Here is a 13,633-nt window from a genome sequence, read left to right as displayed (position 1 = left end):
TCCAATCTCTAACGTAAAAATTGCCGCATAGTTACTGGATTTTTAAACAGGATCAGCTAGTTAGAAACCCGTTGGACGCGACAAAAAAGAAGAATCAACGGCCATTATTGTGACGGAACATTGTTTTGAGTGATATTATTTCCACCGAACCTGCCACGGGCGCAGTCTTATGGCAGGGTCAAACTGGCGATGCAGATGCCGCTGTGGCCAGCGCCAGGGAAGCTTGGCCGAAATGGGCTGCCCTGCCGGTCACCAAACGGATTGAAGCCGTCCGCCGTTATGCCAATCGTATTCGCAGTCAATCGGAACAGCTAGCTGAACTAATTTCCCGTGAAACCGGCAAGCCGATTTGGGAATCCCGCACAGAAGTTGAAGCGGTGGTCAAAAAAATTGATATATCCGTCAATGCATATGCCGAGCGAACGTCCCAGCGTCAGCTGACAAGTCAACCCAATATGCGGGCCGCGTTGCGTCACAAGCCTCATGGCGTTTTGGCGGTGCTCGGCCCCTATAATTTTCCAGCGCATTTGCCCAATGGGCATATTGTTCCGGCCCTGATCGCTGGCAATGCGGTTGTTTTTAAACCCTCGGAAAAAACCCCCGCGGTGGGACAGTTTTTGATTGATACATTTGAAAAAGCGGGATTGCCCGATGGAGTTATCAATATTTTGCATGGAGGTCCGGATGTCGGTAAGCAACTGACCGCCAATGATGGCATAGATGGCTTGCTTTTTACCGGCTCCGCGCAAACTGGTGTTGCGCTCAATAGGCAATTCTCAAGCCGTCCCGACAAGATTTTGGCACTGGAAATGGGCGGTAACAATCCTATTGTCGTTTGGGATACGGACGATATTCACAGCGCCGCTGTCTTGGTTGTGCAATCTGCTTTCTTAACCGCTGGTCAGCGCTGTTCGGCCGCGAGCCGCTTGATTGTGAAAGATGAACTTTACGATCGCGTTGTGAAAGAAGTGAAACGCATTGCAGATCGCTTGATCATTGACGAACCGTTTAGCAATCCAGCCCCTTTTATGGGACCAGTCATTGATAATCCCGTCGCCGACGGTTTGACGGAAAGCTTTCTGGCGCTGATGAGCCATGGCGGCCGACCGATTAAACATATGGCTCGCCCGATAGACGATCGGCCATTTCTGACACCCGGAATTATCGATGTCACAGCGATGGAAGAGCGTCCAGATATCGAGCTATTTGGACCGATATTGCAAATCATCCGGGTCGCGGAATTCGAGGAAGCCATATCTGAGGCGAACAACACACGCTACGGGCTTTCCGCTGCCCTGATCGGCGGCAGCGCGACTCAATATGACCAGTTCTGGTCAAATAGTCGGGCGGGAATTGTCAACTGGAACAAAATGACCGTCGGCGCTTCATCGGAAGCCCCTTTTGGCGGAATAGGACTATCTGGAAACCATCGCCCTAGCGCTTACTATGCGGCTGATTATTGTGCTTATCCAGTTGTATCAATGGAAGCAGATCAGACCCGGGCGTCGATCGGAATTGGGCTCAAAGATGAGGATAAGTCCAAAACTGAATTAGAAACCTAGCTTATTGGTCAATAGTATAACTTAGGTCGCTAAAAAAACTTCTGCTTTGATTAGATGCATGGATCAGCGCATATCGGTCCTATGACGAATAATCACTCCTTTGAAAAGCACAGCGCTTCTAGCCAAGCGATTGTATATCTTGTCGGGGCTGGCCCCGGCGATCCGGAGTTGCTGACACTCAAAGCCGCTCGCCTTTTGACGGAGGCTGATATTATCGTGCATGACGGTTTGGTCAGCGAAGAAATATTGGCCATGGCACCGGCAACAACCAAGCGAGTTTCTGTTGCGAAAAAGCGGTCACGCCACAGCATGTCGCAAGACAAGATCAATGCACTTCTCATTGCAGAAGCCCTAAAAGGCCAAAAAGTTGTAAGGCTTAAAGGCGGAGACCCATTTATTTTTGGAAGGGGTGGAGAAGAAGCCAGCGATTGTATGAAAGCTGGCGTTACGGTTGAAGTTGTCCCAGGGATTAGCGCTGCATTAGGATGCTCCGCGCAAGCAAAAATGCCGCTAACCCATCGCGACGCATCGAGCGCTGTTTCCTTCGTTGCCGGGCAATGCAAGGGGCTTTCCGACCAAAATTGGTCTGGATTGGCCGGCGCAGGTCGGACGTTGGTCATATATATGGGCGTTGCCAATGCGGAGGCCATTGTAGAGAAGCTAATCGCCGATGGCGCGGCTCCAGATCTTCCCGTGGCTATATTGGAAAATGGGACACGGGATAATTTTCGCGCCCTCCAAACGCTGCTGACCGATCTTGGCGATCTCGTAAAGCGAGAAAATGTCAAAAGCCCAGCATTATTGGTGGTCGGAGAAGTCGCTCGTTATGGCGATGCGCAAGATAAATTTCGTGAATATGCCCAAATGGCGGGAGTAGAATTTTGAAAATTTTAACCGGAAATGACCTCAAGACAGGTGATGTAACCTGGTGGACTGGAAGTGATTGGTCGCGCCACGTCGAAGATGCCGTTGATGTTGGCGATAATTTTGAAGCCATTTTGCAACAAGAAGAGGCCGCGCGGCATGTCAATGTGCCCTATGCTATTGATGCAGAAATGACCGAAAACGGTCCCCGCCCTGCCCATATCAAAGATCGCGTACGCGCGTTGGGGCCGACCGTGAGACCAGATTTAACTTTAAAACCAGCCGATCCCGATGCTGGAAACTGGGTGATTTAAACATGTATCAATATGACAAATATGATCAGCAAATGGTTGATACCCGCGTGGCGGAATTCCGTGACCAAGTGGAACGCCGGCTGGCTGGAGAACTGACTGAAGATCAGTTTAAACCCCTACGGCTTATGAATGGGCTGTATCTGCAATTGCATGCCTATATGCTGCGAGTGGCTATTCCTTATGGGACATTGAACGGCAAACAAATGCGGATGCTGGGTCATATCGCCCGAAAATATGATCGGGATTACGGGCATTTTACAACCCGCCAGAATATCCAATATAATTGGATTAAGCTGGAAGATGCGCCCGATATTTTGGCGGACCTCGCTTCCGTCGAGATGCACGCTATACAAACCAGCGGCAATTGCATCCGCAACATCTCATCCGATCAATATGCCGGCGCAGCAGCTGACGAAATTGCAGATCCTCGTCCCTGGGCCGAAATTCTGAGACAATGGTCCAGTTTCCATCCTGAATTTTCTTATCTGCCGCGCAAATTTAAAATTGCTGTCATCGCAAGTGATGAAGATCGCGCCGCGATGCGTTTGCACGATATCGGCATCCAATTGGTTCTCAAAGACGGACAGCTTGGCGCCAAATTTTTTGTCGGCGGCGGAATGGGTCGAACCCCGATGATCGCTCCGGAAATCCGAGATTTCGTTCCTGCCGATGAGCTTATCAGCTACGCAGAAGCGTGCCTGCGCGTCTACAATCGCTACGGACGACGCGACAATAAATATAAGGCGCGGATCAAAATTCTTGTCCACGAATTGGGCCAAGAAGAATATACCCGCCAAGTTGAAGAAGAATTTGCCCATATGAAAAAACTGGGCCTCAACCCTCCGGTTGAAGAATTGGCTAGAATTTCAGAATATTTCCAAGATCCTGCCTTTATCGCAGATGCAAGCGACGAACTCGATTTGAGCGACCCGGACTTTAACCTTTGGGTAGATCAAAATATCGTGGCCCATAAGCAGCCTGGCTATGCCATCGCCACGATCAGCCTGAAACCGACCAGCGGTATCCCGGGTGATGCTTCATCCGCGCAAATCGATCTGATGGCTGATCTCGCCGAACAATATAGTTTTGATGAGCTTCGGGTAACCCATAGCCAGAATATCGTCCTTCCCCATGTTAAGAAAAGCGACCTATATGCGCTTTGGCAAAAATTGGACGCAGCGGGTCTCGCTCCGGCTAATCTCGACCTTATTACTGACAGCATTGCTTGTCCTGGACTTGATTATTGCAGCCTCGCCAATGCTCGTTCTATTCCGCTCGCACAAAAAATAAGTGAAAGGTTTGCAGATCTTGGCCGGCAACGCGAACTGGGTGAGCTAAAGCTTAAAATTTCTGGTTGCATCAATGCATGTGGTCACCATCATGCTGGCCATATTGGTATTTTGGGTGTCGACCGGAAAGGCACCGAAAATTACCAATTGCTGCTTGGTGGTTCTGCGGCCGAAGACACTAGTCTGGCCAAAATTACCGGCCCAGGGTTCGACGAAGATGGCGTCATCGATGCCATTGAAACTGTTACCGATCTCTATCTTAAAGAACGGCAAGAGGATGAGCGGTTTATCGATACCTATCGCCGCGTTGGTATGGCGGCATTTAAGGAGGCTATCTATGGTTGAGCCTATTCGTTTTCGAGAAGATGACGTGCACGAAGAGCCAGCGGTTTCGTTGGATGCGTTTCTTGATCAATCCAATGCAACATCTGTGCGCATAGAGGCTGGCGAAGACGCCCGGCTCTTGCTTCCTTTGCTCGATCGATTGGCATTGATTGAAATTGATTTTCCAGCCTTTGGCGACGGCCGGGGATATTCTGCGGCGCAGATTTTGCGGGAAGCCGGCTATGCTGGAGAACTGCGTGCCAGCGGCGATGTTTTGGTCGATCAAATTGCGTATATGCGGCGGTGCGGTTTTGATGCCTTCGCTCCCGATGCACCTATTGATCCGGCGGTCATGCAAAGGGCATTGGATCGATATGAACATGTCTATCAAGGCACGTCAGATCAGCATGCCCCGATATGGAAATTGCGTCATGGGTGAAGCAGCACGCAAACTCGATGTGATTGATGCACGGCCTGATTTTACACAAGCTGATGCAGATGCGCTCAATACGCGATTTGAAGGCGTACACGCGTCCGCTATGCTCAAGACATTGTTTGAAGAAGGCAATTTGGGCCGCACCGCCGTCGTTTCATCTTTCGGGACGGAGAGCGCGGTACTTTTGCATTTGGTCGCTCAAGCCGATCCCACAATCCCGGTGACCTTTGTCGATACGTTAAAAATGTTTCCCGAAACATTAGAATATCGGGACACGCTCATCCGATTATTGGACCTGAAAAATGCCAATATTGTGCAGCCTGATATCGCGACTATAGCAGCCAAAGACGAAAATGGATTGCGGTGGTCTTTTGATCCAGATGGCTGTTGTGAAATTCGAAAAGTTGAGCCTTTGGCGCGCGCCAAATCCCAGCTCAACAGCTGGATTTCCGGTCGCAAAGCGTTTCAATCGGTAACCCGTCAAAATCTCCCACGCTTTGAAGTTGAAGATGGACAGCTCAAAATCAATCCGCTCGGCGACTGGATTAAAGAGGATCTGGAAGCCTATTTTGAAGAGCATGATTTGCCGCGCCACCCCTTAGAAGCGCAAGGTTATCTATCTGTTGGCTGTGCACCCTGCACATCAAAAGTTAAACCGGGCGAAGATCCGCGTGCGGGACGCTGGCGCGGTTGGGACAAAACCGAATGCGGCATTCACGAAGAGGTCACACCGATTCCGGTCAGTGAACCCGACGAAAATGGAGCCAATGATCCGATATTTTAATCCTCTGCTTTATCCAAATCCAGCACGGTATTAAATGCGGACCAGGCTGAGTATCTGCGCCAAGAAAAAGCGATATATCTCGCAGGATGAAGCGCTTCGCGCGATCGCCAATGCGAATGTACCGCTTCGCGTATATCACTGTGATCGCTGCTGGAAATATCATTTGACCAGCCGAACCAAAGGCAAGCATATCCCTCTCGCAAAGGATACTGCCTCTTAAATTGAAGACGGGCGAGCGGCTGCTTGCGCTTAAGCGGGTGCAATCAGACCGCAGAGGTTAATCTCAATTTCGCCCAGAAGATTGGAAAAATCGTGAATGGCAATGGCATCGCATTCCATCCAACCATGGCCATCCGTTTGAATTTTCAAAACGGATGCGCGTGGCCCAAGATAGTCACCTTCCAAAACCGTTGCGTGAAGCTTTTCATCATAAGGTTCTGCAGCCACAAAAGTACCAGAAGCAAAGCCAGTGTCTCGGTTTAGCTGATAAAGTTTAGATGTTCCAATCAACGTAGAATCTGCATAAACATCCACGAGTATATCTTGCATTCGCATATATCGGCTAACCTAGCGTGATGAGAAAATGTCAGTCAGGACTGCAATCTCCGGGCTGCGTGATTGTCTCATCAAACCCCTTGAACTGCCAGATGGCTAAACATCATTTTCAACGTCGCTGCAATGCGCAATCGTTCATCGATCGCCGCTTTTGAACAAGATTTGACATTTGCGATTTTTGCCGCACACGATCTTACTATGTTCATCAGCTTTCGTGATTTACCGTAACATCATCTGGTGTCTGACGTGGTCAGAAAAAGAGCGCTTTGCTGTTCGTTTCATTCCCTTGTAGCGGATTATCAATCCCGATTGACGTTGCGGCGCGATACTTCGCCGCGAGAGGACCGTCGGGTGGGACGCGCTCTGGGCGCCGGGCGCGGCGCCGGGCGCGCTACTGGAGCAGGACGTTGTCGAACCGCAGACCGGGCCGGCTGCGCTGCTCTTTGGGAACGCGCACCTGTAGATTGACGGTTCGTCCGCCGTGTTTGCCGTGTTTCAGAACCGCGGCGACCTCGAATGGCCCCATCGCGCAATCCGGCGCGTCCGGTTCGTGCATCATTGCGGCCTTGCCGATTTTCTGCCCGGCGATCGCGCCGCTCCGCTCTTTGCTCCGGGGTTAGGTTTCGCCGACGTTCTGCTCTTCGATCTCGTCGTTCTGCGCGTTGCGCAGGCGTTAAATTTCGCCGCCGATCAGCTCGGGTATATCCGCGATTTCCATGACGCGAACCGAATTTCGCTCGTTGCCGCGACCAATAACGGCGATGGTGCCGCTTCATTGCGTAGCGATAGCCGCCACGGTCAAAAATATAAAATCCATATCCCGGATAATAGTAGTTGTCATACCAGCCACCACCATAGCCGATATTGGCATATCCATATCCACTGTCACAGGCATAATAGTCATCAAAGGCCGCATAGGGATCGCAATCATAACCCGCCCCGTTGACATAGCCATCGCCATAGGCGCCACCATAAGCGCAAGCACTGAGGCTAATGAGAGCACCGCCCAACATTGCCGGTTTCATCAATTTGTCCCATGAAAAACGCGTCATTTTGAAATCCCCTGTTGCTCATTAAGCCGAATAGGTTTTCGACTGCCAGCCGGTTGAACCATCTTAAACGGATTAAACGCCATCTGTCTGGATAGTTTTCTTGTTGCCCTATTATGTAACATTGATGGATTGAATTGGAAATGAACGGAGAAGCTTGCTGACATTAATGAAAGCAGCTATTACACAATTAGAAACCCACCTTTTCAGGAGCTTTCACTTTGGCGAGCGCAGTACAAGCCCACGGACATCCTTATACTGAAACCGCGAATCCCCATTGGGTTAAGCCGCCAAGCAAAGAAGCGCTCGCGCACATTCCAGGCGAAGATGGACTGCCTGTTATTGGTTCCACTTTGCAGTTAATCAAAGACCCAACCGGGTTTGGGCGACGCATGTTTGAAAAATATGGATCCGTCTATCGCACGTATAATTTCGGAAAAGACAATGTTACCTTGCTCGGTGCTGATGCTACCGAGTTAGTAATGTTCAACAAAGATAAGATTTTCTCCAACGAACAAGGCTGGGGTCCCGTGTTGAACAATCTCTTCCCGAGAGGCTTGATGTTGATGGATTTTGACCATCATCGAGCCGATCGCAAAGCCCTTTCGGTGGCGTTCAAGCCAGGTCCGATGAAACATCACTGCAAAGTTCTCAACGAGGGTATTGCCGAGCGCGTAGCCGGATGGAGCGGTAACAATTTTGAATTTTATCCCGCGATTAAGTCACTATCACTGGATACGGCTGCCAGCGCCATATTGGGCATTCCCTGGGGCCCCGAAGCCGACAAGATCAACAAAGCCTTTGTGGACGAGGTGCAAGCCTCAGTGGGGATTGCTCGCTCGCCAATACCGTTTACGAAAATGTGGCGCGGCGTTAAGGCACGGGAATATCTGCTGAGCTATTTCACACCCCAAGTGAAGGAGCGACGGGAAAAAGGCGGTGAAGATATTTTCACCCAAATTTGCCTGGCCACCCACGCTGATGGAAGTTTGTTGACCGAGGATGAAGTCGTTGATCACATGAATTTCCTGATGATGGCGGCGCATGATACGATCACATCATCCGCCACCAGCATGATTTATTTGCTCGCCAAACATCCACAATGGCAGGACAAGCTTCGCGAAGAATGTTTATCCGTTGCGCCCGCGGGCCAACCGCTGGCTTATGATGATCTCGGCAAATTGGATTTGACGGAAATGGCGTTCAAGGAGTCCTTGCGGATGATCCCCCCTGTCCCCAGTATTCCGCGGCGTGCAATTAAGGAATTCACCTTCCGCAATTATATAATTCCCGCAGGAACCAATATTGGTATCAGCCCGCAATTCGTCCATAAGATGGAAAAACACTGGCCAGATCCCCACAAGTTTGATCCGATGCGGTTTACGCCGGAAAATAGCGCAGGGCGCCATAAATATGCATGGGTGCCTTTTGGTGGTGGAGCGCATATGTGTCTGGGGCTGCATTTTGCCTATATGCAAATCAAGATTTTGATGCATTCCATGCTCACGCAAAATCGCGTGACGCTCGCGGGCGGACCGGACTATGAACCAGATTGGCAAGTTTTCCCTATCCCGCAACCCAGGGATGGCCTGCCAGTTCAATTGGAAAAGCTCTGAAACCGGAATTGGGCAGATAAAGCTATTAAACTCGGATTGTAGCGACGCCAGCGCCTGTCCCCGGGTTCAATAGGCATCAGGTCCATCGCCATAGGCCAGATCACCAAATTTGGTGAATTCGCTCAAGAAGCTGAGCTGGATGTTACCAGTTGAACCCTGGCGGTTTTTCGCGACGATCACAGTCGCCTTGCCAACCTTGCTTTGATGATCTGTTTCCCATGCCAGATATTTGGCTTTTTGTTCCTCGGTTGAATGTTCATCGGGATCATCCGGTTTTACGGCAAGATGATAATATTCGTCGCGATATATGAACATCACGATATCGGCATCTTGCTCAATCGAACCCGATTCACGCAAATCTGAAAGCTGTGGACGTTTATCTTCGCGGCTTTCCACTTGCCGGCTAAGCTGGGATAAGGCGATGACGGGACAGTTAAGCTCTTTGGCTAGGGTCTTTAGTCCCCGGCTGATTTCCGAAATTTCATTGACCCGATTATCATTAGCCCGTCCGGACCCTTGCAAGAGCTGAAGATAATCCACTACGATCAAATTAATACCGCTCCGCCGCTGCAACCTGCGCGCTCGCGTTCGCAAGGCAGCAATGGTTAAAGCCGGCGTGTCGTCGATGAAAAGCGGCAAATCCTGCAATTCGCGCGATGCAAGAGCCAAGCGATGCATTTCATCCCGGCTGATCGCACCCATGCGCAATTTCTCGGAACTAATTTCTGCTTGTTCGGACAAAATTCTGGTGGCCAATTGATCAGCCGACATTTCTAGACTGAAAAAGACGGTCTTTGCGCCTAAGGAATCGGCCGGTTCAATCCCGTCCTGCACATCACGGCGATACCGGTTGGCTGCGTTAAAAGCGATATTGGTCGCGAGCGATGTCTTACCCATGCCGGGGCGTCCGGCGAGAATGAGCAAATCACTTTTATGCAAGCCGCCCATTTTGGCATTGAGATCAGTCAATCCCGTCGTAATGCCCGACACCTTGCCGCCGCTGTTAAAGGCCCGCTCTACATTGCTTAGTGCCTCCGTTGACGCTGCCACAAATGATTTCACACCACCTTCTTGTGCTTCGCCTTCAGAAACCCGATAGAGCGCGGATTCGGCCTCTTCAATCTGTGTCTTGGGATCAACCGTTTCACTGGTGTCCAGCGCGCTGTCGACCAAACTTCGCCCGACACTCACCAGTTCACGAAGCAAAGCCAGATCATATATTTGATCGGCAAAATCACGAGCGCCAATCAAGCCTGCGCCGTCTCCAGTCAATTTGGCCAAATAGGAAGGACCACCTAGAACCTTCATGGCTTCATCGGCCTCAAAATAAGGTTTAAGCGTTACCGGCGTTACCACCATGTTACGGTCGAGCAGCTTTAAGGCCTGCTCATAGATGCGACCGTGAAGCGGTTCGTAAAAATGCTCCGGGCGCAATTTTATCTGCACATCTTCGGCCACGCGATTATCAATCAGCAAGGCACCCAAAAAGGTCGCTTCTGCCTCGACATTACGCGGCAAGCGCTGTGCATCTTCTTCAACTGCATCAAAACGAACTAATTCGGCCATGACACTATCATTCACGCTACAGCGATTTTGAGCAAGTGGGTTCCGATGATTTTTGCAAATCAATCGGGGACAGTCTTGTGGATAAGCATGAATGTTTACAAGAGCAGTGCAAAAAAACTTGTCCTCACCCCAGAGCTGCGGCAACAGAGCGGCAATGTCCGATCCGCGCATCATAAATGTTGAACTCGACGAAGCGACCATTTTGTGGCGCAATGCTGATATTGAGCAAGAGCGCCGTATCGCAATTTTTGATTTGATAGAAGACAATCATTTCAATCCCTTGCGGGAACATGATGATGGTTATGCCGGGCCCTATAAACTTCACTTGAGTGTGCAAGAAGGACGTTTGGTCATTTCCATCGCGCGGGACAATGGCGACCCGCTCGAAACTCTGATCTTGGCATTGGGGCGATTTCGTCGTCCCATTCGCGATTATTTTGCGATTTGCGACAGCTATTATCAAGCGATCCGCAAAGCGACCGCGCAAGAGATTGAAACCATCGATATGGCGCGCCGGGGAGTCCATGATTTGGGCGCCGAGCTGCTTACCGAGCGGTTGGATGGGAAAATTGAAGTTGATTTTAAAACCGCCCGTCGCCTCTTCACTTTAATCTGTGTATTGCATATCAAGAATTAGACGATTCTTAGCCGCCCAATCGTCTTACCGCGTCGTGTTTCAGGGAATTACAGTGTCCGATAAAAGCAGAAAAAATACCTTACTGCGGTTCGGCTTGATCGCTATTGCATTGCTGATAATTGCCTTTGTACTAAGGAATATTACCATTGGTTGGGCCCCGCCGCGCGACCAATATCCGGTACAGGGCATTTCTGTTGACGCAAGCCATGGGCAAATCGTCTGGCATGTCGCCGGCGCCACCGGCGTCGATTTCGCTTATATCCGGGCAACCAATGGCGCAGAAGAACGCGATGCGGCCTTTGCGACCAACATCAAAGGCGCTCGAGAAGCCGGTATTCGTTACGGAGCGGTGCACGAATATAGCCTCTGCCGCTTGGCAACCGATCAAGCCACGGTCTTTGTCACGACTGTTCCGCGCGAAGAAAACATCCTGCCGCCTGCCATCCGATTGGCTTATGATAATGATTGCAAAGATCGCCCCGGGCGAGCGCTTGTGCTCAGCGAGCTAAATACTTTTTTGAATCAGATTGAGGGCCATAGCGGCAAACCGGCCATCATTATTGTGTCACAAGAATTTGAAGAGGAATATAATATCAGTAGCGGAATCAATCGGACCTTCTGGTTGGAAAGCAATTTTTTCCCACCCGATTACGCCACCAAGCCATGGGTCATGTGGAGAGCTTCTGATATGCGCCGCATCAGCGGTATAGATGGTCCGGTCAATTGGAATGTTGTGCGGCCCTAGGCTTGTCGGCATAGTCCGTTAATCGCAAAAGAAAGAGAAATATGAGCATATTATCGGACAGATGGATTCGCGAGGAAGCGAACAAAAGCAAGATGATCGAACCTTTTGTCGAAGGACAGAAGCGCGACGGCTGTATCAGCTATGGACTGTCCTCATATGGCTATGACGCCCGGGTCGCAGATGAATTTAAGATTTTCACAAATGTCGATAGCGCGGTTGTCGATCCTAAAAATTTCGATGCCAATAGTTTAGTGGATCGCAAGACTGATTGTTGTATCATTCCGCCCAATAGCTTCGCGCTTGCGCGCACGGTTGAATATTTCCGGATCCCACGGGATGTATTGGTTATCTGCCTAGGCAAATCTACTTATGCGCGGTGCGGGATCATCGTCAATGTGACACCCTTGGAGCCCGGCTGGGAAGGCCATGTGACATTGGAATTTTCCAACACGACGCCCCTGCCCGCGAAAATTTATGCCAATGAAGGCGCTTGCCAATTCCTGTTTCTAAAAGGGAATGAACCATGTGAAACCAGCTACGCCGAACGCGCTGGTAAATATATGGGCCAAAGAGGTGTAACACTGCCCAAACTATAAAGATCCGCCATATAATCCATTGCTTGTTTCCTTTGTGAAAGCACCCTAGCTTCTGAAACAAGACAAGGGCGAAAATAAAAAATCAGGAGAATTTGCATGGCTGATGCACGAGAATTTGATGTCATAATCTACGGATCCACAGGCTATACCGGTCGGTTGGTTGCAGAATATATGGTCCAACAATATGGCGTTGGCGCAGATGCACCCAAATGGGCGATGGCAGGTCGATCCATGAGTAAGCTCGAAGAAGTAAGAGACCTGATCGGCGCACCCGCCGACACGCCGCTGATTGTCGCCGATTCCGATGATGCAGCATCGATCGAGGACATGGCTGGTCGCGCCACAGTCATTTTAACAACCGTTGGACCTTATCAGCTTTATGGCGATACGATGGTCAGCGCCTGTGTCTCCCAAGGGACCCATTATGTCGACCTGTGCGGCGAACCAGGCTGGATGCGCGAAAAAATCGATGAACATCAGGAAGCCGCCGAAAAATCTGGTGCTCAAATATGTTTTTCCTGCGGATTCGATTCCATCCCGTTTGATTTGGGCGTCTGGGCTCTGCAAAAAGATATTAAAAAGCGGTTCGATAAACCAGCAACGCGAGTCAAAGGCCGTGTCCGCGCGATGGAGGGTACGTTTTCTGGTGGAACAGCGGCAAGCTTGAAAGCAACAATGAAAGCAATTGCCAAAAACCCGGCACTGGTGAAAATATTGTCGAGCAGTTTTGGCCTGACGCCAGGCTTTGAAGGACCGGATCAACCCAATATGATGATCCCGAAAAAAGACCAAACATTGGACAGCTGGGTCGCACCATTCATCATGGCTCCGATCAACACCAAGAATGTGCACCGCACGAATTTTCTCCTCGACTTTCCATATGGCGAAGATTTTGTTTATGACGAAATGGTTGTCACCAGTCCCGGAGAAATGGGTAAGCAAGCGGCAGAAATGCTAGCAAAAGCGAACCCCCTTGGCGGTGATGATGCGCCCAAGCCCGGTGAAGGTCCTACCCCGGAAGAGCGTGAAAATGGTTACTATGACGTGCTATTTCTCGGTGAGACAGCCGATGGCGATACCGCTAGTCTTTGCGTGAAGGGCGATAAGGATCCCGGCTATGGATCAACATCAAAAATGATCGCGGAAGCCGCTTTGTGCATTGCCCAAGACGGAAATAAAAAAGGTGGCGGTGTTTGGACGCCGGGTGCTTTGATGGGCAAAAAACTCATCAAGAGATTGGAATCTAGCGCTGGTCTCAGCTTTGCAGTAGAAAGCTGATCTGCATCATTTTCCGTT

The 13,633-nt window shown here is 50.3% G+C and carries 14 protein-coding genes; 11 read left to right on the top strand and 3 right to left on the bottom strand.

Features of this window, described 5'->3' with window-relative positions; translation table 11 throughout:
* The first annotated feature begins 119 nt into the window (after nucleotides 1-119).
* The 6 genes from astD to ABJU74_RS00920 all read left to right on the top strand — a co-directional run bounded on the left by astD (nucleotide 120) and on the right by ABJU74_RS00920 (nucleotide 5,573).
* Nucleotides 120-1,562, top strand: coding sequence for a succinylglutamate-semialdehyde dehydrogenase (gene astD, locus ABJU74_RS00945; protein ID WP_348385923.1), 1,443 nt, complete (start codon nucleotides 120-122; stop codon nucleotides 1,560-1,562).
* A gap of 81 nt (nucleotides 1,563-1,643) precedes the next feature.
* Nucleotides 1,644-2,447 carry a uroporphyrinogen-III C-methyltransferase gene (cobA, locus tag ABJU74_RS00940; protein WP_348385708.1) on the top strand — a complete coding sequence of 268 codons (804 nt, stop codon included), beginning with the start codon at nucleotides 1,644-1,646 and terminating at the stop codon, nucleotides 2,445-2,447.
* A complete protein-coding gene (locus tag ABJU74_RS00935; protein WP_348385707.1) occupies nucleotides 2,444-2,740 on the top strand; it encodes a DUF2849 domain-containing protein in 297 nt (98 codons plus the stop codon). The genes cobA and ABJU74_RS00935 overlap by 4 nt, the downstream gene beginning before the upstream one ends.
* 2 nt (nucleotides 2,741-2,742) lie before the next feature.
* A complete protein-coding gene (locus tag ABJU74_RS00930; RefSeq protein ID WP_348385706.1) occupies nucleotides 2,743-4,374 on the top strand; it encodes a nitrite/sulfite reductase in 1,632 nt (543 codons plus the stop codon).
* On the top strand, nucleotides 4,367-4,792 hold the full coding sequence (locus ABJU74_RS00925; protein ID WP_348385705.1) for a DUF934 domain-containing protein: 426 nt from the start codon (nucleotides 4,367-4,369) through the stop codon (nucleotides 4,790-4,792). Before ABJU74_RS00930 ends, ABJU74_RS00925 begins: the two co-directional genes overlap by 8 nt.
* On the top strand, nucleotides 4,785-5,573 hold the full coding sequence (locus ABJU74_RS00920) for a phosphoadenylyl-sulfate reductase (RefSeq protein WP_348385704.1): 789 nt from the start codon (nucleotides 4,785-4,787) through the stop codon (nucleotides 5,571-5,573). Before ABJU74_RS00925 ends, ABJU74_RS00920 begins: the two co-directional genes overlap by 8 nt.
* Before the next feature lie 249 nt (nucleotides 5,574-5,822).
* Here the strand turns inward: ABJU74_RS00920 and ABJU74_RS00915 are convergent, their stop codons facing one another.
* Together ABJU74_RS00915 and ABJU74_RS00910 are read right to left on the bottom strand one after the other, a co-directional pair.
* Nucleotides 5,823-6,128 carry a hypothetical protein gene (locus tag ABJU74_RS00915; RefSeq protein ID WP_348422650.1) on the bottom strand — a complete coding sequence of 102 codons (306 nt, stop codon included), beginning with the start codon at nucleotides 6,126-6,128 and terminating at the stop codon, nucleotides 5,823-5,825.
* A gap of 299 nt (nucleotides 6,129-6,427) precedes the next feature.
* Entirely contained in the window at nucleotides 6,428-7,180 is a 753-nt protein-coding gene (locus ABJU74_RS00910) for a hypothetical protein (RefSeq protein WP_348385702.1), read from the bottom strand.
* Nucleotides 7,181-7,398: 218 nt separating this feature from the next.
* Between ABJU74_RS00910 and ABJU74_RS00905 the strand changes: the two genes are divergently transcribed.
* Entirely contained in the window at nucleotides 7,399-8,793 is a 1,395-nt protein-coding gene (locus tag ABJU74_RS00905; protein ID WP_348385701.1) for a cytochrome P450, read from the top strand.
* 66 nt (nucleotides 8,794-8,859) lie between these two features.
* Here ABJU74_RS00905 and ABJU74_RS00900 read toward each other — a convergent pair whose 3' ends face one another.
* Entirely contained in the window at nucleotides 8,860-10,359 is a 1,500-nt protein-coding gene (locus tag ABJU74_RS00900) for a replicative DNA helicase (RefSeq protein WP_348385700.1), read from the bottom strand.
* A 154-nt stretch (nucleotides 10,360-10,513) separates the two neighbouring features.
* On the opposite strand from ABJU74_RS00900, the gene ABJU74_RS00895 reads away from it, so the two are divergent.
* From ABJU74_RS00895 to ABJU74_RS00880, 4 genes are all read left to right on the top strand, one after another.
* A complete protein-coding gene (locus tag ABJU74_RS00895; protein WP_348385699.1) occupies nucleotides 10,514-10,996 on the top strand; it encodes a UPF0262 family protein in 483 nt (160 codons plus the stop codon).
* Nucleotides 10,997-11,048: 52 nt separating this feature from the next.
* Nucleotides 11,049-11,741, top strand: a complete 693-nt coding sequence (locus tag ABJU74_RS00890) for a GH25 family lysozyme (protein WP_348385698.1) — start codon at nucleotides 11,049-11,051, stop codon at nucleotides 11,739-11,741.
* Between the two features lie 41 nt (nucleotides 11,742-11,782).
* Nucleotides 11,783-12,337, top strand: coding sequence for a dCTP deaminase (gene dcd, locus ABJU74_RS00885; RefSeq protein ID WP_348385697.1), 555 nt, complete (start codon nucleotides 11,783-11,785; stop codon nucleotides 12,335-12,337).
* A gap of 96 nt (nucleotides 12,338-12,433) precedes the next feature.
* Nucleotides 12,434-13,615: a saccharopine dehydrogenase NADP-binding domain-containing protein gene (locus tag ABJU74_RS00880; protein WP_348385696.1), complete on the top strand. Its 1,182-nt coding sequence runs from the start codon at nucleotides 12,434-12,436 to the stop codon at nucleotides 13,613-13,615.
* The last annotated feature ends 18 nt before the right edge of the window (nucleotides 13,616-13,633 follow it).

The organism is Parasphingorhabdus sp., from assembly GCF_039982415.1.
Taxonomy (GTDB): domain Bacteria; phylum Pseudomonadota; class Alphaproteobacteria; order Sphingomonadales; family Sphingomonadaceae; genus Parasphingorhabdus.
Note: the sequence above shows the minus strand (reverse complement) of the source record. Positions and strands in the feature narration are given on the sequence as shown.